At 71.2% G+C, this 20576-nt stretch carries 20 protein-coding genes; 8 read left to right on the top strand and 12 right to left on the bottom strand.

Annotated features, from left to right (window positions below; all coding sequences use genetic code 11):
- Positions 1–2: 2 nt before the first annotated feature.
- Entirely contained in the window at positions 3–770 is a 768-nt protein-coding gene (locus ACFOY2_RS29020; protein ID WP_379531254.1) for a MauE/DoxX family redox-associated membrane protein, read from the top strand.
- A gap of 50 nt (positions 771–820) precedes the next feature.
- On the opposite strand, the gene ACFOY2_RS29015 is transcribed toward ACFOY2_RS29020, so the two are convergent.
- Genes ACFOY2_RS29015 through ACFOY2_RS29000 form a run of 4 tightly spaced genes read right to left on the bottom strand, consistent with a single transcriptional unit; the run spans position 821 to position 4094 of the window.
- A complete protein-coding gene (locus ACFOY2_RS29015) occupies positions 821–1228 on the bottom strand; it encodes a cupin domain-containing protein (protein WP_379531253.1) in 408 nt (135 codons plus the stop codon).
- A gap of 10 nt (positions 1229–1238) precedes the next feature.
- Complete coding sequence (locus ACFOY2_RS29010; RefSeq protein WP_379531252.1) at positions 1239–2060, bottom strand: phosphoenolpyruvate hydrolase family protein; 822 nt, start codon at positions 2058–2060, stop codon at positions 1239–1241.
- Entirely contained in the window at positions 2057–3298 is a 1242-nt protein-coding gene (locus tag ACFOY2_RS29005) for a Tm-1-like ATP-binding domain-containing protein (RefSeq protein WP_379531251.1), read from the bottom strand. The genes ACFOY2_RS29010 and ACFOY2_RS29005 overlap by 4 nt, the downstream gene beginning before the upstream one ends.
- Position 3299: 1 nt before the next feature.
- The gene (locus tag ACFOY2_RS29000; protein WP_379531250.1) at positions 3300–4094 is read right to left on the bottom strand and encodes a thioesterase II family protein; all 795 of its coding nucleotides are present in this window, start codon (positions 4092–4094) and stop codon (positions 3300–3302) included.
- Positions 4095–4511: 417 nt separating this feature from the next.
- On the opposite strand from ACFOY2_RS29000, the gene ACFOY2_RS28995 reads away from it, so the two are divergent.
- Complete coding sequence (locus ACFOY2_RS28995) at positions 4512–5333, top strand: alpha/beta hydrolase (RefSeq protein ID WP_379531249.1); 822 nt, start codon at positions 4512–4514, stop codon at positions 5331–5333.
- Between the two features lie 686 nt (positions 5334–6019).
- Here ACFOY2_RS28995 and ACFOY2_RS28990 read toward each other — a convergent pair.
- From ACFOY2_RS28990 to ACFOY2_RS28975, 4 genes are all read right to left on the bottom strand, one after another.
- Positions 6020–6808 (bottom strand): lytic polysaccharide monooxygenase auxiliary activity family 9 protein, encoded by a 789-nt coding sequence (locus ACFOY2_RS28990; RefSeq protein ID WP_379531248.1) that lies wholly within the window; start codon positions 6806–6808, stop codon positions 6020–6022.
- A 63-nt stretch (positions 6809–6871) separates the two neighbouring features.
- Entirely contained in the window at positions 6872–7513 is a 642-nt protein-coding gene (locus ACFOY2_RS28985) for a histidine phosphatase family protein (RefSeq protein ID WP_379531247.1), read from the bottom strand.
- Between the two features lie 54 nt (positions 7514–7567).
- Positions 7568–8437, bottom strand: a complete 870-nt coding sequence (locus tag ACFOY2_RS28980; protein WP_379531246.1) for a GNAT family N-acetyltransferase — start codon at positions 8435–8437, stop codon at positions 7568–7570.
- A 60-nt stretch (positions 8438–8497) separates the two neighbouring features.
- Entirely contained in the window at positions 8498–9301 is an 804-nt protein-coding gene (locus ACFOY2_RS28975; RefSeq protein WP_379531245.1) for a class I SAM-dependent methyltransferase, read from the bottom strand.
- Positions 9302–9446: 145 nt separating this feature from the next.
- Between ACFOY2_RS28975 and ACFOY2_RS28970 the strand changes: the two genes are divergently transcribed.
- The 6 genes from ACFOY2_RS28970 to ACFOY2_RS28945 all read left to right on the top strand — a co-directional run bounded on the left by ACFOY2_RS28970 (position 9447) and on the right by ACFOY2_RS28945 (position 15529).
- The gene (locus tag ACFOY2_RS28970; RefSeq protein ID WP_379531244.1) at positions 9447–9584 is read left to right on the top strand and encodes a hypothetical protein; all 138 of its coding nucleotides are present in this window, start codon (positions 9447–9449) and stop codon (positions 9582–9584) included.
- A 145-nt stretch (positions 9585–9729) separates the two neighbouring features.
- Complete coding sequence (gene istA / locus ACFOY2_RS28965; protein WP_379531322.1) at positions 9730–11202, top strand: IS21 family transposase; 1473 nt, start codon at positions 9730–9732, stop codon at positions 11200–11202.
- A complete protein-coding gene (locus tag ACFOY2_RS28960) occupies positions 11199–11492 on the top strand; it encodes a hypothetical protein (protein WP_379531243.1) in 294 nt (97 codons plus the stop codon). The genes istA and ACFOY2_RS28960 overlap by 4 nt, the downstream gene beginning before the upstream one ends.
- On the top strand, positions 11461–12234 hold the full coding sequence (gene istB, locus ACFOY2_RS28955; RefSeq protein WP_379531242.1) for an IS21-like element helper ATPase IstB: 774 nt from the start codon (positions 11461–11463) through the stop codon (positions 12232–12234). The genes ACFOY2_RS28960 and istB overlap by 32 nt, the downstream gene beginning before the upstream one ends.
- A gap of 346 nt (positions 12235–12580) precedes the next feature.
- Positions 12581–13792, top strand: coding sequence for an MFS transporter (locus tag ACFOY2_RS28950; protein WP_379531241.1), 1212 nt, complete (start codon positions 12581–12583; stop codon positions 13790–13792).
- 129 nt (positions 13793–13921) lie between these two features.
- The gene (locus ACFOY2_RS28945) at positions 13922–15529 is read left to right on the top strand and encodes an FAD-binding oxidoreductase (protein ID WP_379531321.1); all 1608 of its coding nucleotides are present in this window, start codon (positions 13922–13924) and stop codon (positions 15527–15529) included.
- Between the two features lie 30 nt (positions 15530–15559).
- Here the strand turns inward: ACFOY2_RS28945 and ACFOY2_RS28940 are convergent, their stop codons facing one another.
- The 4 genes from ACFOY2_RS28940 to egtC all read right to left on the bottom strand — a co-directional run bounded on the left by ACFOY2_RS28940 (position 15560) and on the right by egtC (position 20575).
- A complete protein-coding gene (locus tag ACFOY2_RS28940) occupies positions 15560–17356 on the bottom strand; it encodes a cytochrome c oxidase assembly protein (protein WP_379531240.1) in 1797 nt (598 codons plus the stop codon).
- A 275-nt stretch (positions 17357–17631) separates the two neighbouring features.
- Positions 17632–18870: an ergothioneine biosynthesis PLP-dependent enzyme EgtE gene (gene egtE, locus ACFOY2_RS28935; RefSeq protein WP_379531239.1), complete on the bottom strand. Its 1239-nt coding sequence runs from the start codon at positions 18868–18870 to the stop codon at positions 17632–17634.
- On the bottom strand, positions 18867–19847 hold the full coding sequence (gene egtD, locus ACFOY2_RS28930) for an L-histidine N(alpha)-methyltransferase (protein WP_379531238.1): 981 nt from the start codon (positions 19845–19847) through the stop codon (positions 18867–18869). Before egtD ends, egtE begins: the two co-directional genes overlap by 4 nt.
- A 20-nt stretch (positions 19848–19867) precedes the next feature.
- Entirely contained in the window at positions 19868–20575 is a 708-nt protein-coding gene (gene egtC, locus ACFOY2_RS28925) for an ergothioneine biosynthesis protein EgtC (protein ID WP_379531237.1), read from the bottom strand.
- Position 20576: the final 1 nt, after the last annotated feature.

Below are 20576 nucleotides of genomic sequence, written 5' to 3'. Positions count from 1 at the left end.
CCATGCACGGGATCGCCGCGTCGCAACCGTTCGTGATCGCTGTCTTCCTCACCTGGTCGGGCCTGCTGAAGCTGTTCAGCAGGAGGATGCGAGCACAAGCCGGCCGGACCGCCCTGGCCCGGCTGCTGGGCGCGGCGCGCGCGATCCCGGCATTCCGGCTGGTCGGGCTGGCTGAGCTGGCAGTGGCCGCCGCGCTGCTGCTGCCCCTGGCCGGCCCGCGTGCCCTCGTCGTGCCCGCCGCCGTGGCCGGCGCGCTGCTGTCGGCCGGTTTCCTGGCCTATCTCACCTACGCCCGGGTCGCCGCGCCCACGTCATCCTGCGGGTGCCTGGGCGCCCACTCCCGTCCGATCGGCGTGCGGGGCTTCACCAGGGCGGGGCTGCTGCTGGCCGCGAGCCTGCTGGCCATCGGCGCGGGGCCGTACCCGCCGCTGCCCGCGCTCGTCCTCGTGGAGATCGCGGTCCTGCTGGCCCTGTCGGAGGAACTGGACCGTCACTGGCTGACGCCCCTGCGGCGGCTGCTCGTGCGGCTGCGCCGCCCGCTGGCCATGGCCGCGCCACAGGACGTCCCGCTCGGGACCTCACTGCACCTGCTCTACCGCAGCCCCGCGTACTGCTCGGCCTCCGCCCAGCTCACCTCGGACATCAGGGACACCTGGGACGAGGACGGGGTGCGGTTCGTCGTGTACGGCGCCCGCGAACACACCGCGGTTTTCGCCATCCCCCTGGCCGGCAACGACCCCGGAGCCGTCAAGGTCGCCCTGGTGACCTGACCCTCCAAGATCGCCCCACACCCTGGCCGCGCGCCCGCCGCGGGCGCCGGTCAGGCCTGCCACCACTGGGCGACGCCCCCGACCTGGTGCAGGCGCAGGTCGGGGGCACCCTCCAGGGCTTTCTCCGCGCCCCCTGGCGAGTAGGTGACGATCAGCCGGAGCGGCCGCCACGTGGTGTTGAAGGTCGAATGGTAGACCCCGGCCGGGATGTGCACGGTGTCACCCTCCTTGATCGTGAACTCCTCGCCGTCGTCGACCATCTGCCGCCCCTCCCCCGAGATCACGTAGATCACTTCCTCGGCGTCGGGGTGGTTGTGCCTGGTATGCCCGCGCCCCGGGTTGACGATGACCTCGCCCAGCGTGCTCGCCGCCCCCGGGATGGCCGACGGGGTGACGAACCACTTGATGGACCCCCAGTCGAAGGCCATCGTGGGCACGTTATCGGGCGTGAGGTGCATGCTCTCTCCTCTAGAACGCCAGTGACTTGAAGGCCCGCACCTGCTCGGTGATGGCGCGTTCGGTGGGTAGCCGCTCGACGGACGAGGCGCCGAAGAAGCCGACCACGCCCTTGGTGCGGGCCAGCACGTACGCGGCGTCCTGCGGCTCGGCGATCGGGCCGCCGTGGCAGAGCACGAGCACGTCGGACCGGACGGCGGTGGCGGCGTCGCGCATGGCCTGCACGCGTTCGGCGGCCTCGTCGAGACTCAGGGCGGTGCCGGCGCCGATGCTGCCCTTGGTGGTCAGGCCCACGTGCGGCACGAGCACGTCGGCGCCCGCCTCGGCCATGGCCCGCGCCTGGTGCTCGTCGAAGACGTAGGGGGCGGTGACGAGGTCGCGTTCGCGGGCCAGCCGGACCATCTCGACCTCCAGGTCGTAGCCCATGCCGGTCTCTTCCAGGTTCTGGCGGAAGGTCCCGTCGTACAGGCCGACGGTCGGGAAGTTCTGGACGCCGGCGAACCCCATCGCCTTGAGCTGGTCGAGGAAGAGCGGCATGACGCGGAACGGGTCGGTGCCGCACACCCCGGCCAGCACCGGCGTGTCGCGCACGACCGGCAGCACCTCGGAGGCCATCTCGACGACGATCTGGTTGGCGTCGCCGTACGGCAGCAGCCCGGCCAGCGAGCCGCGTCCCGCCATGCGGTAGCGGCCGGAGTTGTAGATGATGATCAGGTCGACGCCGCCGGCCTCGGCGCACTTGGCCGACAGGCCGGTGCCGGCGCCCGCCCCGACGATCGGGCGGCCGGCCGCGACCGTGGCGCGCAGGCGGCGCAGGACGTCGTTCCTGTTCACGAAGGGCCTCCGGAGATCAGGTGGTGGAGCCGGTCGGCCATGGCGCGGCCGAAGGCGGGGTCGTTGATGTGCAGGTCGAGCTCTTCGACGGCGACGCGGGAGCCGTCCAGGCCCGCCCGCATGGCCTCGAAGCAGGCCGCGTCGGCCTTCGGGTCGGCGAACGCCGCGCCGGGCGCGTCCAGCGCTGAGACCCCCTGACGGGGTACGAACAGCGCGGCGGGGCCCGACGCGTCCCTGAGTTTGGCGGCTACGCGGCGGCCCAGTTCGCGCATCTCGTCGGCGGTGGTGCGCATGAGCGTCACGGTCGGGTTGTGCGCGTACAGCAGACGGTGTTCGAACGCCGGGGGCACGGTGTCGCGCGGGCCGAAGTTGACCATGTCGAGCGCGCCGGGCGCGACCACCTGCGGCACGCCGTGCCGGCCTGCGGCCGTGAGCCGGCCCGGCCCTGCCGACAGGACGCCGCCCACGAGGTCGTCGGCCAGTTCGGTCGTGGTCAGGTCGAGCACGCCCGCCAGCATGCCGCTGTCCGCGAGCCCTTCGAGCGCCCGGCCGCCCGAGCCTGTCGCGTGGAAGACGAGCACCTCGTAGCCGAGTTCGGCGAGCCGTTCGCGGGCGGCGTCCACGGCCGGGGTGGTCACCCCGAACATCGACGCGCCGACCAGCGGCCGCTCCCGCCCTCCGACGGTCTGCACGGCCTTGGCCAGGTGGTAGGCCCTGGCCATGCCGTCCGCCGCGGCGGCGGCGTTGCCGAGGATGGCGCGCGAGAGCCGGTTGACGCCGGCGATGTCGACCACGCTGTACATGAGCGTGACGTCCTTGGCCCCGACGTACGGCGAGACGTCGCCGGCCGCCATCGTGGACACGATCAGTTTCGGCAGCCCGATCGGCAGGTCGCGCACCGCCCGCGCGGCGATCGAGGAGCCGCCGCTGCCGCCCAGCGCCAGCACGGCGTCGACGCGGCCCAGGGCGTGCAGCCCGGCCAGGATCGCCGCCGCGCCCTCGCCCATCGCGGTCACCGCCGCGCCGCGGTCGCCGCCCTCGCGCAGGGTGCGCAGCTCGGCCCCGGCCGCCGCGGCGATGCGCTCGGCGGGCACGTCGGCGAGCAACCTCTCCTCGTGCTCGCCGACGCCGGCGTCGAGCACGATCACGTCGCTGCCCAGCTCGACCAGGCGGTTGCGCAGCCAGGCGTACTCCTCGCCCTTGGTGTCGAGGGTGCCGATCAGTACGACGGACGCCATGTCATGCCATACCCTTCTGCCGGCCGGCCTCCTTCATAACACTTCTCGCTTCCGGCGGCCGGTGAACGGGTGCGCCGTCGGCCGAACGCCGATGGCATGCCCCGACAAATCCGGCTATTTCCTGTTGGCGGCCGAGGAAATACATGTGGCCGCCCTCCCACATGCGCCGCTCGAACCCCGCCCGCGTCTGGACGGCCCAGGCGTCCAGGCCCGCGTCCGTCACCTCGGGATCGTCGGTGCCGCCCAGCGCGAACACCTTCGACGAAAGCTTCTGGCCTTCCCGATACGCGTAGCCGCGCGCCATTTTGTAATCGGCGCGCAGGGCGGGCATGAGCAGGTCGCGCAATTCGGCATTGTCGAGCACCTCGGGCGGGGTCGCGCCGTACGAACGCACATTGTCAAGGATCTCCGCGTCGGTCGGCGTGGGCCTGACACGCAGCGTGTGCGGCGCCGCCATCGCGGAGACGACCAGGCAGGCGACCGGGCGCGAACGCTCCTGCAGGCGGCGGGCCAGCTCGAACGCCACAAGCGCCCCGAAACTGTGCCCGAACAGACTCGTCGGCTTGTCCTCCCGGCTCAGGGCCTCGTCCAGGGCGGAGACGATCACCTGGATGTCGTCGACCGGTCGCTCGCATATCCGGTGTTCGCGGGCGGGCAGGCTGGGCACCCACAATTCGACGTCGGCCGGCAACCATGGGGCCCAACTGGTGTAGATCGATCCGCTGCCGCCGGCGTACGGCAGGCACACCAGCCGACTGCCGCCGTCGCCGGCGCTGATGCGCCTGAGCCAGGTCATGTCCACGGCACCGCCGCCTCCCCCGCCCGGAATCATGCTGTCGGTCCGTTATAACACTGCACTCGAGGGTTCGTCGGCGGCTGGAAGCAGCGACGCCGACGGTTCCCGGGCAATAATCGGCCGGCATTCGTGCGGCGGGTGAGAGGGTTATCGCATCTGGTCGCAGACGTACGACGGACCAAATTCGGCGACGAGCCCCGGCTGCCCGTCGCCGACCGTACCGGGCCGGCCGCTCCGGCGACGCTGGGGCCGTGGGAGGTGTGGCCGTGGTGCCTGGGCGACCTGGTGCCGGAGGCGGCGCGGGCGTGCCGGCGATCGTCGTCTGGCACCTGCAGTCGGCATGATCAGCCATTCGGCCGATGCTGGCCAGCCGAATTGCCGATATATCAGCATGGGAGCGATTTCTAACGTTCATGCATGCGCTCACCTCGAAGGCTCCTGCTTGTCGCGCTCGTCGCTCTCCTGACCGGGCTCGCCGGCCGGCCGATGGCGGAGGAGTCGCCGCCGCCGCATGACTTCACCGCCGAGGCGCTGCGCCGGACATACCAGAGCGTCGGATGGTCCGGGCGGCAGTTCCTGGCGCTGAGCCGCAAGGGCGACGGGCAGGCCATCGAGGTGATCGGGGACCTGGCCACCGCCCGAACCATCATCGTCTACGTGCCGGGCGCGGGGCACGGGCTGAGCTCGTTCGACACCTCCGCCGAGAGCCCGGGACGGGCGGCGCGTGCCCTGTACGGCGGCGCCGCCGCGTTGGGGCCGGGCACGGCGGTGATCGGATGGCTCGGCTACGACCCGCCCGACATGGTCAATCCGGAGATCATCACGGTCTGGCCGGCCGAACGCGGAGCGCGGCGGTTGCGGTCGTTCGTCTCGGCGCTGCCGAAGGGCGTCCGGATCAGCCTGGTCTGCCACAGCTACGGGTCCGTGGTGTGCGGCCGGGCGGTTCGCGGGCTGCCGATCAGCGAGCTCATCGTCACCGGCAGCCCGGGGCTCGGCGTCCGGACGGCCGGGGAACTGGGCACCTCGGCCCGGGTGTGGGCCGGGCTGGGAAGCCGGGACGACGTGCTGCGCGCGGGGGTGCTGATCGGGCCGTTCGGGTTCGGTACGGATCCGGTACGCCCCGAGTTCGGCGGCCGGGTCTTCGACGGAGGTGACGCCCGGCACGGAACCTACCTTCGGGAGGGCAGCCCGACGTTGCGGCGGATCGCCCGTATCGCGGTGACGGGGGCCAAGGCATGAACGCCGTCCGACACGATGCGGACAGTGTCCATGGTGGCTGCGCCGGCCCCGGCCGAGGCGACGGCATGCTGCGGGCCGGTGCCGTAACGGTCGCCGTCCTCGCCGGCTGGCTCGTCACGACCTACGCCGTCGGGGACAACCTCCACGTCACCGGCCCGCCGACGCCGGGATGGACGTCCGCCGCGTTCTTGCTGCTCCTGCTCTGCGGGCGCCCCCACGACCGGCCCCGGGTCATCGGCCGGAAACTGCTGACGTTCGGGCTGGCGTGGGGGGCCGCAGTCGCCGTGCTGTTGCTGAACGGGTTCTCCCGGGTCACGGTCCTGGACGTTCTGTCCCCCGTGCTCGCGCCCTTGGGGCCGGTGATCGGGTATCTGGTGATCAGGGCGATCGCGGCGAGGGCGCGGTGGACATGGGCACGAGGACGGCTCGGCAGAGGACGGCTGCCCGGCCGGAAAAGCACGACCAATCCCTCGGCCCATCGGATCGTGCATGCGATCAGCCGTTCGGCCGTACCGATCTACCTCTGGCATCAGTCGGCGCCCGCCCTCATCGCGCTGGCGACCGCCCGGCTCGGCCCCATCCCCGGGCTGACCGACGAGCCCGCCGGCCCGGGGTGGCTCTGGTCGCGGCTGGCGTGGCTGCCGGTCCTGACCGCCGTACTCGCCGCCCTGGTGTGGCTGGGCCGCTCAGAAAGTGGAACGGCGGCGGCTCAGGCGGGCGATCAGCACGGCCGCCGCTCCGACGCCGCCGGCGAGCACGGCCGCCATGCCGATCAGCCAGCTACGGTCGCCGGGCACCGCGCTCTCCCGGACGATCGCCGGCCCGGCCTGTCCGCCGCCCGAGGCCGCGCCCGCCTTGAAGATCACGTCTGAGCAGGAGTAGTAGGTGTCCGGGGTGTCGGAGTTCTGCCAGATCGTGTAGATCAGGTGGCGTCCGGTGCGGTCCTTGGGCAGGCGGCCCTTGAGGACGTAGGAGCCGTCGGTCAGCTTGGGGTCGGTGACCTTGAGGAAGGGGTCGCGCTCCAGGTCGGACCACTTCAGCGGCTTGCGCGGGTTGTAGCCGTCCTGCGTGATGTACAGGCGGAATGTCCCCTTGTGCGGGATGGTGCCGCGGTATTTGAAGGTGAAGCGGGCCCTGGGCTCGAGCGTGGTGGCCGGCCAGTCGTCGCGGGCGAGGTCCAGCCCCTTGAACATGCCGAGGCCGCCGCTGCACAGCTTGCCGTCCGGGATCATCTCGCGGTCCCGGCCGGCGACGTTCGCGACCCGCAGGTTGTCCCAGTTGCCGGGCATGGTGCTGCCGCTCGCTTTCAGTGCCGCACGGCACGCCGCCGACTTGGCCGCGGGCCTGTCCTCCGCCCCACAGGCGGCCGCCCTGCTGAGAGGGCTCTCCAGCGCGCCGTGCGCACTGGCCGTCCCCACATTCAAGATCGTCGTCAGCAACAGTCCTGCGCTCACGCCCGCGATCCAGTGCCGCACGGTGGCCGACCTCCTCACCTGTCCTCACATCGAGGTACGGCCACGCGCCCGCGCGGGTTCACCTCAGGAGGTTGCGGCGGGGTCGAGGTGGAGGGTGTCACCGAGATTGACGACCGTGCGGTTGTGGTAGAAGTCGTCTTCGCGCAGCGTGGTGATGCTGCCGGATCGCACCCGGAAGCTGGCATGGCCGACCGCCTTGATCGGCATCTTGATCCAGGACGTCACGACGAAGGTCAGGGAGCCACCGTGGGTCACGATGATCTGGTGTTCGCAGGGGCGCTGCACGATCTCGTCCATGGCCGCGTAGATGCGCCGCGCCAACTCCGCCTTGGTCTCGGCACCTTCCACGCCCTCGTCGTGTTCCAACCGCTCCCCGGCAGCCGGTGGCGGGACGAATCGTCGGTCCAGCCACTCCTTCGGCCTTCCCCCCGCCTCTCCGTAGGATTTCTCCCGCAGTCTGCGGTCCAGGATTGGTTTCACGCCGAACAACTCGGCAACCTTCTCGGCCGTTTGCCGGGTGCGCCGCAGATCCGATGAGAACAACTCCACATCGGCGCCGTCCGGAATCTGAGCCCGCAGCGCCTGGGCGATGGAGACCGCCGCGCTGAGACCCACTGGCGTCAGCTGCGAATCATGCCAGCCGCCGACGACCCCCTCAACGTGGTGCGTCGCCTCCGGATGGGTGACGACGTAAAGGGTGCGCATGAGTGAGCTCTTCCCGCAGGTAGCTGTTCTTGAGTGATCTTAGAACCGAGAGCCTCAGGAAGCGTCGCGGCACAGGTCTCGTCTCTCGGGCAACTGCTCGAAGCCGGCCGACCGGTAGGTGGCGACGGCGCCGACGTTGGAGCTCGGAGTGCACACGACCACGCTGGACGAACCCAGCTCCTGAAGTGCGCGCGCCGCGGCGACCGTGATCGCTCGGCCGTAACCGTGACCGCGGTGTGCCCGGTGCACCCCCATCGGCTCGATCAGGCCGAGCTTGCCTTCACCCGCCGACCACACCGTCACGGCCGCCACCGCCTGGCCCTGCTCATCGCGAACGACCAGGCATCGCGCGTCGGCATACGGCGCGCCTGCCGCCATCGCGTGCCAGCGCTCGTCGGTGAACGTCGACCCGTCGAACGACGCCCGCAGGACCTCGGCCCACTCGTGCGCCTGTTGCGGCCCGATCGCCTCGACGTGAACGCCGGGATCCGGCACAGGGGCGCCGAGGTCACGCCGAAGCGGTGTCCACGGCTCGCCGCTCTCCCAGCCGTCTTTGAACAACAGGTCCTGGACCAGCGCACCCATCGGCGCCTCGACGTACACCTTGCCCTCAGGCAGCACACCACGCTCAGGTGCCGACACGTCCTCGGCCACCTGCTGCGCCAATTCCTCGTCCCGCGACGCCTCCGGCGCGAAAGCCAACCGCAGCAACTCCGCACCATCCAGCAGCCCGACCGCCAGAACCTCCCCGGCTCGGCTCCAGGTCCGCGTAGCCTCTGCGGTCCGCTTCACACCGAACCGCCAGAACCACCCCACATCCCCCGGATGCAACTGCAGGGGCCCTCCGTCGTCCTGCCACTCCCCCAGCACCCGCACCACGTCACCGAGCCCGTCGGCCCCCGGCCTGCCCATCTCGATCGCCACCCCCCGATCACACACCACCCCACTGACCCTCCGCACCCGAATTTCCCTTGGCGTGGTTGGCTAGTCGTCCGAGCCCGCAGCCGACGGCGGTACCTCGACGACGAAGCACAGGAAACTCAGTTTGTTCACGAAGTCATCGAAGTCATCGGGGAACAGCTCTCGGACGGCCGGGTCGACCTGCGGCTCGTTGATGACGGCAAGGCGGAACCCGGCGGCGGTGAAGGCGTCGGTCATCGCGTGCAACGGCCTGCGCCAGAAGGTCATCGGGAAGGACTGCCCGTTGAACGTCCACTCGTCGGTGTAGCTGGTGGTCGCGAAATAGTTGGGCCGGGGATCTTGAAACAGGTAGTCCACGAACGGGTGGTGCACCGACGCGATCAGGCGGCCGCCGGGCCTGAGCACCCGCCGCATCTCGGCCAGCGTCGGCCCCCAGTCCTCCAGGTAGTGCAGCACCAGCGAGGCGACCACGTCGTCGAACGCACCGTCGGCGAACGGCAGCGGATCGCTCACGTCGGCCACGCGCAGGTCCGCGTCGTCACCGAGCCGCCGCCTGGCCAGCTCCAGCATCCCGGCGCTGGCGTCGATGCCGGTGACGACGGCACCGCGCTCGCGCAGGGCGGCGGACAGGGGGCCTGAGCCGCAGCCGGCGTCCAGGATCCGGCGGCCGGCCACGTCTCCGACGAGGGCTGTGATCGCGGGCCGCGTCCAGTGTGCGTTGATGATGTTGTTCTCGGTTTCCGCCGAGTACGCCTCGGCGAAGCTGTCGTAGTCGTTCGCCTGGACCGGATCTGCACGCTGGGTTGCGGTCGAACGGGCAGGACGCTCTGGCGCGAAGGTCTCGGGCCCGTCGGTTGTGCGTTCCATCGTCGCAGCCTAGCGATCTTCGGTCGCATTTCTGGACGCTTGTCAGGTTTCCGATGCGCGAGCGCATCGGCCCTCAATCGAAGCCCACACCGCCTCCGGGTCCATGGTGGGACGTTACCTCGCGCGTGCCGGAGTTGGCGTGCGCATGACCCACCCCTTGCCGTCGCAGCCCCTCGGCATCGGCGGGAAGACGTGGCCTCTCACGTTCGTGCTGTGGTCGCACCCCGAGTCTGCCGACGGCCATGGCAAGCTCCTGGTGGGCGGCCAGTTGAGTCTCGGCTGATGGCCACGAGAAATCCTGGTGGATGGCCTCGGGTGTCCTGATCTCCGCCCTGTCCTGAGGAGACCTCTCCGGTCCGGTTTGCTGATGTTTGCCGCATTCGCAAGCCGACCGAAGAGGTCCCGTGACCAAGTCTGACAGAGAGATCATGAAGATCTTTGAGGCATACGACCTGACCAAGACCATGTGGTCAGCCGCGCAGTTGAGCGGCACTGATCCGAAGACCGTCAAGCGTTACGTGGAGCTGCGTGACCTGGGGCTCAACCCGTTCGAGCGGGCTGCGCGGCCAAAGCTGATCGACCCGTTCCTGGAGAAGATCGAGGAGTGGGTGGAGGCGTCGAAGGCGAAGATCCGCGCCGATGTCGCCCATGACAAGTTGACTGCGATGGGCTACCGGGGCAGCCCGCGCTCGACGCGACGGGCGGTGAACGCGGCCAAGACGGCATGGAAGGCTGGACGGCGGCGCACCTACCGGCCGTGGATTCCCGAGCCGGGCATGTGGCTGCAGGTCGACTGGGGTGAGGGCCCGCGCATCGCGGGGCGGCGGACCTGGTTGTTTTGCGCCTGGCTGGCCTGGTCGAGGTTCCGTGTGGTGCTGCCGGTCTGGGACTGCACGCTCGGCACGCTGGTGTCGTGCCTGGATTCCACGCTGCGGCGGATCGGCGGCGCGCCGACCTATGTGCTGACCGACAACGCCAAGACGGTGACCACCGACCACGTCGCGGGGATCGCGGTCCGCCATCCGCAGATCGTTGCCGCGGGCCGCTTCTACGGCTGCACCGTGGAGACCTGCGTCCCCTACGATCCCGAGTCCAAGGGCGGAGCGGAGGCTACTGTCCGCCTGGCCAAGGCCGACCTGGTGCCGACCGAGGCGAACCTGCGCAGCGAGTACGGCAGCTTCGCCGAACTGGCGGCGGCCTGCCGGGATTGGTGCGAGCGGATCAACAACCGCCGCCATCGGGCCACCGGGCAGATCCCCGCCGAGCGGCTGCTGATCGAGCAGCAGCGGCTGCACGTGCTGCCCGCCGAGCCGTTCGCGCTCGCGCTGGGCGCCGAGCGGACCGTCTATGACGATCAGACCATCAGTTTCGCCTCGGTCCGCTACTCCACCCCGCCCGGGCACGTCGGCGCCAAGGTGTGGGTGCGAGTGGTCGGCGAGGAACTGGTCATCACCGCCCGCACCGGCACCGACCTGACCGAGATCGCCCGCCATGTCGTCTCCACGCCGGGCAGCCCGCAGATCCTCGATGAGCACTACCCCGGCCATCCGCAAGGGCGCAGCATCCACGCGCCCAAGCCCAAACCCCGCAGCGAGGCCGAGATCGCCTTCCTGGCGATCGGGCCGGGCGCGCACCGCTGGCTGACCGAGGCCGGACCAGCCGGAGCAAGCAGGATCCGAGCCAAGATGGCCCGCGCCGTCGAACTGGCCACCGTGCTAGGCATCGAACGCGTCGATGAGGCGCTCGGCCTGGCCGCCATCGCCGGCCGCTTCGCCGACGACGACCTGCCCGCCATTTTGGACCATCTGGCCGATCACCAAGCCGCCGGCGAGGTGGTCCGCGTTGATGAGAGCCACTCCATCCAGCCGGGCACCAGCGGCTGGCAGGCCCTGGGCCGGTGACCGCACCACACTCCACCTGCCCGGCAGCAACCCCCGCCGGGCAGGCCCCCACCCTGCCCTGTCCCGTGCTGGTCCTGACCGCCCAGCATGCCCATGCCCTGCTGGACGCGCTCGACCAGGCCGGCCCCCACCTGCTGCACGGCGTCGCGCCAGACCCCGTGCGCCGCGAGTTCTTCTACCAACGAGCCTGGCTGCGCCTGCGCATGGAGCAACACGGCCACCTCGCCGCCACCGACACACCCTCGAGGAGTCCTGCCCATGACCACCCCAACGCCACCAGCCCTGCCTGAGGAGCTGGACCGGCTGCTGCGCCGGATGCGGCTGCCCTACCTGCGCAGGAGCGCACCCGATGTGCTGGCCACCGCCCGCGCGCAACGCTGGGACCCAGCCGAAGTCTTGCGAGTGCTCATCGCTGAAGAAGTCGTCGGCCGCGACGCGGCCACCCGCCGCCTGCGCCGCTCAACGGCCAACTTCCCCACCGGCAAGACACTGGCCTCCTGGCGACCCGAGGACTCCTCCATCCCGCAGGCCACCCAAAACGCGCTCACCACGCTGGAATGGATCAGCCGCGCGGAGAACCTCGTGATCGCCGGAGCCTCGGGCACAGGCAAGTCGCACTTCACCGAGGGCCTGGCGCATGCCGCGATCGAGAAAGATCTGCGAGTGGCCTGGTTCACCCTGGAAACCCTGACCTCCACGATCGGCAAGGCCAAGGTCGACGGATCGGTCGCCCGCACCGTCACCAAGATCTGCCGAGCAGATTTGATCGTCATCGATGACATTGGGCTGCTCCCCGCCGGAGACGATGCCGCCGAGGCCTTCTACCGCATCATCGACGCCGCCTACGAACGCCGCTCAATCGCGATCACCAGCAACATCCACCCCAGCGGGTTCGACACGATCATGCCCAAGACCCTGGCCACCGCCTCGGTCGACCGGCTTCTGCACCACGCCCACCTCGTCCTCGCCAAGGGCGACTCCCACCGGCTCGCCGAGGCCCTGGCAGGCAACGGCGTCATCCCACTGACCTGACCATCCACCAGGAACACCCCGGCCATCAACATGGATTTCTGGTGGCCACCAGCCCAGAGAACCCACGACCATCTACCAGGAGAACCTCATGGCCATTGACAGAGTCGCAGTCGTAGATACCACTTTGTTCAACTTTCGCACCTGGATGGTATACTTGTCCCTTTTTCCTCATACAGGTGGCTCTACCCACTCACCAGCATTTATGAGTGGTGCCAGACTCACCCCTTATGGGCACTTACATCATGTATGTGCATCCTTCTTCCCGTTAGTATTGATCTGTACTTCTGTACGGGCGCCAGCGCCTGGCCTGCCGGACATCCGCACTCCCCCGGAGACCTCCTCTTTCATGAACCTCGCCACGCGCCAGCGCCGGCAAGCGCTGTTCCTGTTCTTCCTCCTCCCGGGGATCGCCATGTCGTCATGGGTGACCCGAACCCCGGACATCCGCGACCGGCTGGAGGCGTCCACCGGCCAGATGGGCTGGATTCTGTTCGGCCTCTCGCTCGGCTCCATGATCGGGGTCCTGTCCTCAGGGCGTCTCGTCTCGCGCTTCGGGACCAGAGCCGTCATGGGCGTGGGAACCACGTTGATCGTCGCGAGCCTGGCCGTCATCAGCGTCGGCAGCCTCCTGTCGTCCGCGCCGCTGGTCATGGCGGGCCTGTTCGTGTTCGGCGCCGGCATGGGCGGGGGCGAGGTCGCGATCAATGTCGATGCCGCCGACGTCGAGCGCATCACCGGCAAGACGACCATGCCGATCCTGCACGGCTGCTTCAGCCTGGGCACCGTCCTCGGCGCCGGCACGGGCATCGCGGCCACCGCCGCCCGCCTCCCGGTGCACTGGCATCTGGCCGCGGTCACACTGATCACGGCCGCGATGCTCCTGTACGCCATCCGCTTCATCCCCTCGGGCACCGGCATCCACGCACCCGGCCAGGCCGACGCCGGTCATCCTCGGCCGAAGCTGTGGAAGGACACCCAACTCCTCCTCATCGGCGCGATCGTCCTGGCGATGGCCTTGGCCGAGGGAGCCGCCAACGACTGGCTGCCGCTGCTCATGGTCGACGGGCACGGCCTGAACGCCACCACGGGATCCCTCGTCTACACCGCCTTCGCCGCCTCCATGACCATCGGCCGCTTCGCCGGCGGCTATTTCCTCGACCGCTTCGGCCGCACGATCGTCGTGCGCGCCAGCGCCGTCTCAGGAGCGCTCGGCCTGCTCCTGGTGATCTTCTCGGACAGCGCCGTGCTGGCCGGAGCGGCCGTCCTGCTCTGGGGCCTCGGAGCGTCCCTGGGCTTCCCCGTCGCGTTGTCCGCCGCGGGAGAGACCGGACCTGACGAGACGGCCCGCGTCAGCCTGGTGGCCACCATCGGGTACGTCGCCTTCCTCGTCGGACCGCCCGGGCTCGGCTTCCTCGGCGACCATTGGGGCCTGCGTTCGGCCATGCTCGTGGTGCTCGCCTTCGTCGCCTCCGCCGTCTTCCTGGCTCCGGCCGTCGACACCCGCCGCCGTTCCGCTCCGGCAGGCACCGTCCACCACGACGACACGACACGCTCGTAGACCTGGCTCAAGGATGGTGTAGTTACGTCCACCCTGGTGTGGATCTGGGTGCATTCTGCCGAACCGGCCGCGCTTCTAGCGTTCGAGATGCACATTCCGGACTCGCAGCAGGGGGACATCGTGGGTGAGATGACACGCCGGGGGCTTCTCGGCGGCACGGCGGCGCTCGGCGGTGCGGCGGTCACGTCGTCGTTCGCGCCGGCCGCCGCCGCGAGCAGTGGCGGCCCGGCGTTCGGGCCGATCGTGGTACGCCCGGGTGACGCGCGCTACGAGGACCTCGTGGTCCGCCGGACGAACCAGCGTTTCCGCCCGCAACCCGACTACTTCCACGTGCCTGGCTCGACGGAGCAGGTCGTCGCGGCCGTCAACGAGGCGGTGCGGGCGGGCCGCCGCGTCACCGTGCGCAGCGGCGGCCACTGCTACGAGAACTTCGTCGGCGACGGCGCACAGGTGGTGATCGACCTGTGCGAGATGTCGGAGGTGTACTTCGACGAGCGCAGGGGCGCGTTCGCCATCGAGGCGGGGGCGACGTTGATGCAGGCGTACCGCACCCTCTACCTCGGCTGGGGCGTGACGATCCCCGGCGGCCAATGCGGGGGCGTGGCCGCCGGGGGGCACATCGCGGGCGGCGGGTACGGGCCGCTGTCCCGCCTGCACGGCCTCACCGTCGACTACCTGGACGCGGTGGAGGTCGTGGTGGTCGACCGGTCGGGACGGGCGCGGGCGGTCGTGGCGACCAGGGACCCGTCCGACCCGAACCACGACCTGTGGTGGGCCCACACGGGTGGCGGCGGCGGGAACTTCGGCATCGTGACCCGCTACTGGATGCGCGACCCGAACGTGCGCGGCCGCGACCCCGGCAAGCTGCTTCCCCGTCCGCCCGCGAGCGTCCTGTCGGGCGTGGCCCTGTGGTCATGGAACGGGATGACGAAGGAGTCGTTCCGGCGGCTGCTGCGCAACCACGGCGAATGGCACGAACGCCACAGCGCCCCGGACAGCCCGTACGCCGCCCTGTGGGGCTCCCTGCTGATCCCCGGCCGTCAGACAGGCGCCGACCCGGGCGGCATCGCCCTGCCCACGCAGGTGGCCGCCACCGTTCCCGGCGCCGAGCGGCTCCTGCGCGACTATTTCGCGGCCGTGGCCGAGGGCGTCACCCCCGAGGTGTTCGTGCCGCCGTTCGAGCGCATGCCGTGGTTCCAGGCGGTGCGGACGCTGTCGCTCGGCGAGGCGTCGGAGTCGGGTCGTTACAAGGGCAAGTCGGCCTACCTGCGTCAACACCTCACCGACGAGCAGGCGGACGTGGCTTACGAGCACCTGGGGACCGCCGGCGAGGTCTCGTCCACGGGGCTGCTGTGGCTGCTGTCGTACGGGGGGCTGGTCAACACGGTGCGGCCGGAGGCCACGGCCACGGTGGAGCGCCGATCCGTGCTGAAGATGATCCACCTGGTGACCTGGGAGGAGGGCCAGGACGGGGCCGAGCACCTGGAGTGGGTGCGCCGGCTGCACCAGCGCACGTTCGCGGCCACGGGCGGCGTTCCGGCCCCCGGAGGGAACTGCGGCGGCGCCTACATCAACTACCCGGACATCGATCACGCCGACCCGAAGTGGAACACCTCGGACGTGCCCTGGTCCACGATCTACTACGGGGCCAACTACGCGCGGCTGCAGCGGGTGAAGGCGCGCTGGGACCCACGCGACGTCTTCCACCACGCGCTCTCCGTCCGCCTGCCCGGCTGACGGAGCTGGTGGCGCCTGGTGCCGGCTCGGTCAGGCGAGCGCGTCCGTCCGCAGGGCGGCGCGGGCCCGCCCGCTCGGACGCCCGGTCAGGCGGACGGCCAGCACGGCCAGCGGCGGCAGCGGCAGGAGCAGGAAGACGGCCCCGGCCAGGCGCTGGTCGGCGAGCAGATCGACCCCAGGCGACGGGGGCCGGCCGGGCGCGAGCTGCGGCCCGAGCATCAGGGCGGCGCCCAGGCCGAGTTGGCCGACGGCGACGGCGGCCAGCAGCCAGGCGCGGGCCGTCGCGGGGAACGCCCTGGGCAGTGGGTCCACGCCCGCCACCACCCAGAAGACCAGCAGTCCCGAGCAGACGAACAACGCCTGGGTCGCCAGGCGGGCGGCCCAGTCGGACAGGGACCAGGGCAGCCAGGCCGTCCCGTACAGCAGGATGCCCGGCAGGGCGCCGGCGAGCAGCAGGACCGCGGGGTGGGTGATCCGCCAGGCGAGCATGCGGGAGCCGAGGTGGCCGTACTGGGAGGCGGCGGTGGTGGCCTGGGCGGCCAGGGTGATCGGGGCGCCCAGGCACAGCAGGACGGGGGCGATGACGGAGAGCACGACGTGCTGGACGGCGTGGACGTACGGCACCGTGCCGGCGTAGCCCGCGCCCCCGCCGAACAGGACCAGCGCGATCAACGCCAGGCCGGCGTACCAGGACAGAGTGCGGCCCGCCGGCCAGGAAGGCAGCCTGCGCACGCCGATCAGGTAGCCGATCGCGGGCAGCGCCAGGAGCAGCAGCACCGTCGGGTCCAGGCGGAACTCGGTGATCAGGGCGATGGGGGTGAACGAGGGGGGCGGGGCGGCGCTTTCGTGGCCGGAGACCGGCGGCGGTGTGGTCGACAGGCCGACGGCCAGTCCCATCGCCACGGCCATCACGGTCACCTCGCCCGCGGCCAGCCGGACGAAGGTGTGGCGCACGCTCCGCTCGGCGATGCCGAGGACCGTGCGGCGGCGGTGGCTCAGGCCGAACCAGGCCAGGAGCCCGAGTGTGGCGGTCTTGGCCAGCAGGAGCAGTCCGTAGGAGGTCTGCCAGAGGTCGGCGGGGGTGCTCAGCCGTACCCACGCGCCGACCAGGCCCGACAGGGCGACGGCCGCGAAGCAGCACAGGGCGATCGTGCTGAACCTGGGCAGTACGGTCGCCAGCCGCTCGGAACGGCGGAAGTGGACGAGCACGGCGGCCAGACCGCCCACCCAGGCGGAGACCCCCAGCAGGTGGGACACCATCGCGGAGACCGCGACGTCGTGCGCGCCGGAAGAGGCGGCGTGGCCCACGTAGGCGGGCGGCAGGATCGCGAACGCCGCCAGGGCCAGGCGGATCCAGCCGGGGAAGCGGGGCACGATCGTGATCGGCACCAGGACGGTGGCGGTGGCCAGCACGATGAGCAGGGCCTGGGTCTGCGGGATCGACGCGCCGAAGCCGAGCAGGTCGGGGAAGGCGAGCAGGTTGGCGACCGGCATCGGGATCATGCTGGACACGGTCAGCACGTAGCTCACGGCCGCGCCGGCCGCCAGGCCGAGCGCCCACCAGCCGGCCGCGCGGGTGCAGGCCGACGACTCCGGGGAGCCCGAGGGGGCCAGGACGACGGCGGCGAGCAGGGTGCCGATGCAGGCGACGGCGCACACGTCCATCCAGAACCTGGCCACGGGCAGGCCCCAGTTGGTGAGCGGGCCCGCGCTGGGGAGGCCGGGGATCTCCGTCTCGATCATCCCGCCGCCGAACTGCAGCGCCGCGACCAGGGTGATGAGGCCCGCGGCTGCAATGGCGACGGTGGTGGAGGTGCGCGCTTTCATAGCGAAATCCAGGGTCCGCATCGCATATATCGGGATACGCCGGGATTGCCGGGAGGGTTCAGCGCGGGCGAACCCGATGGGTCGGCCGTGCGTATCTCGTGACATCGGCCAGACCGGCGTGAATGCGAGGAGGTAATGGATGCAGGGCATGAGCTGGGACGACGGTGTCGCGCTCAGGGCGGATGAAAGCCGGAGGGGCAGGCACACCCCGACGCCGCCGCCCGTGCGGCGGCAGGGGTTCCGGCCCCGCCGCTCCCCCGTGGCGCCGTGGTAAGTCAGCAGGCCAGGACGCGGGCGAGCGCTTCCAGCGTCTCCAGGCGCGTGCCCGGCGGCGGGGAAACGCGGAGCACGGGCTCGCGCAGGTCCAGCGGCGCACGACCGACCGGAACGACGTTGACCAGCAGGGACGCCTCCGACGCCCGGACGGCGGCGTGCTCGGCCGTGTCGCCGGGCGGCGGCCTCAGCGTGATCAGGGCGGACGGCTCGTCCTGCGGCTCGGCCACGCGCCAGCCTCCGGCCCCGTCGAGCAGCCCCCGGGCGGTACGGCCGAGGTCCGCCAGATGGGCGTGGACCGCCGGCGGGCCGAGCCGCAGGAGTTCCAGAGCGGCCACGCCGAGGCCGACGCGGGCCGCGATCGGCCCCTCCGAGCTCTCGTAGCGGACCGCGCCGGGCAGCGGCACCGGCTCCTCATCCGGCGTCCTCCAGAGGTGACCGGTGAGGGTGGGCGCGGCGGCGTCCATGGCGGGCGTGAGGCCGGGGGCGATCAGGAAGCCGACGCCGCGCGGCCCCGCCAGCCACTTGCGCGAGGTGCCCACGTACGCGCTCGCGCCCGACCCCCGTGCCTCGACGTGCCCGAGCGACTGGCAGACGTCCAGCACGAACGGGACCCCGGACGCGCGGCACAACGCCCCGATCTCGGCGGCGGGCTGCACGACCCCGCGATGGGAGGCGACGTGCGAGACGACCACCAGGTCGAGACCGGCCGCCAGCCGGGTCCGCAGGGCGTCCATGTCGAGGCGGGTGTGGTCGTCCACCGGCAGGTCGACCAGGTTCCAGTCGCGGGCGGCGGCCAGGCGGCGCAGGAGCATCAGCGTGCTGCCGTACTCGGTGCGCGGGTGGCCGACGCGGCTGCCGGGCGGGAGCCGCCAGCCGCCCAGCAGGGCAGCCATCGCGGCCGTCCCGCTCTCGGTGAACGCCACGTCCGCGTGACCTGCGCCGACGAGCGCGGCCAGGGACGACTTCGTCTCGGTGAGGTCGGGGACGGCCGCGTAGCCGCCGCGTTCGCGTTCCAGCCGCAGGTGCCCCACGACGGCGTCGAATACCCCGTCGCTGGGCACGTTGCAGCCGGCCGCGTCGAGGTGGCCGGGGGGCAGCACGCTCCGCGCGGCGCGCCACCTCTCCCCGACCTGCCCGTCGAAATCGACGTTCTCCCCGACGACGGCGTGCCTCTCCTCCTTGAAGTCGGCCCGTCTCTCGCAGGCGGCTTCGGTCCGGGTCCCCGGCTGCGGCGTCACGCTTCGGCCAGGACCAGCGTGAAGTCGTCGTCGGGGTCGGTGTAGCTGCGGCGTACCCGGAAGCCCGCCGCCGCGAGCTCCCTGCGCAGCCCCTCCTGACGGAACTTGGCGCTGATCTCGGTACGCATCTCCTCCCCCGCCGTGAAGTCCACGCCGAGCCCGATCGCGCCGACCCAGACCCGCATGTCCCGTACGGCCCGCAGCCGCATCTCGATCCAGTCGTGGCGTTCGTCGTAGACCGCCACGTGCTCGAACGCCTCGGCGTCGAAGTCGGCGTCGAGCTCGCGGTTGACCACCCGCAGCACGTTCCTGTTGAAGGCGGCCGTCACCCCGGCGGCGTCGTCGTAGGCCGCGACCAGCCGCCCGGTGTCCTTGATCAGGTCGGCCCCGAGCAGGAACGTGTCCCCCGGCCGCAGCGTGGCGCGCAGTTCCTTGAGGAAGACCGAGCGCACGCCCGGCTCCAGGTTCCCGATGGTGCCGCCGAGGAAGGCCACCATCCGCCGCCCGGTACGCGGCAGCAGCGCCAGGTGGCGTTCGAAGTCGGCGCACACCGCGCGCACCGCGAGGCCCGGGTAGCGTCCGGCCACCCGTCCGGCCGCCGACTCCAGGGTGACCGCGTCCACGTCCACGGGCGTGTAGGTGCGCAGCGTGCCCGCGTGCGCGAGCGCGTCGAGCAGCAGCACGGTCTTCTCGCTGGTCCCCGAGCCCAGCTCGACCAGCGTGTCGGCGCCGCTGTCGGCCGCCAGGTCGACGGCCCGCGTCCGCAGGATGGACAGCTCCCTGCGGGTCGGGTAGTACTCCGGCAATCGGGTTATACGGGAGAACAGTTCGCTGCCGGTGGCGTCGTAGAACCACTTGGGCGGCAGCCACTTGGGCGAGGCCGTCAGGCCGACGCCGACGTCGTGTTCGAGGGCTTGGCGCAGATAGTCGCGGTCGAGGTGGTTGATCACATGTACGATCGACTGACTGACGGTCATGGGATCCTCCTGAGGTGAGATCACAGGGGCTGGACGCGCACGTCACCGGCGGTGACGGTCAGCAGGCTGCGGTCTTCGACGGCCTGCCAGCCCGGCAGGTCGTCGAACGGCTCGCTGGCCACGAGCACGCCGTCGGACAGCCGGTGGACGAAGAGCGTGTCGCCCCAGACGGTCGCGGCGATCGACGTGCCGTCGCAGGCGAGGAGGTTCAGGCGGGCGGCGGGGTCCTTGGAGCCGGCGTTCACGACGACCTCGGCCAGCGCCTCGGCCAGGCCGAGCCCGGCGCGGCCGCGCTGGAACACGGCGGCAGCCACCCAGGCGGCGTCGCACGCGCTCTCCGCGCCGTCGGCCAGGGGCCGCACCGCGTCCCTGGCGACCCGGCCGTTGTGGCTGAGCAGCCAGTTCCTGTCGGTGAACGGGGCGGTGGCGCTCTCCTCGACGGGCATGCCGACAGTGGCCGAGCGCACGGCCGCCAGCAGGCAGGTCGAGCGGGCGACCGAGGCGAGCGCGGGCAGGTTGGCGTCGGTCCACATGGGCACGGCGCGGCGGTACCGGACGGGTTCGTCGCGGCCGGGGACATACCAGCCCATGCCGTACCCGTCGGCGTTGATCAGGCCCTGGCGCTGGCGGCGCGGCGCGTACGACTGCGTGAGCAGCCCGTGCTCAGGGTCGTGGATGAGCCAGGTGAGCGGCCGGGCCGCGCCCAGCCATGCGGCGTGCCTGCACATG

Source organism: Nonomuraea purpurea (assembly GCF_042650645.1).
Classification (GTDB): Bacteria; Actinomycetota; Actinomycetes; order Streptosporangiales; family Streptosporangiaceae; genus Nonomuraea; species Nonomuraea purpurea.
Note: the sequence above shows the minus strand (reverse complement) of the source record. Positions and strands in the feature narration are given on the sequence as shown.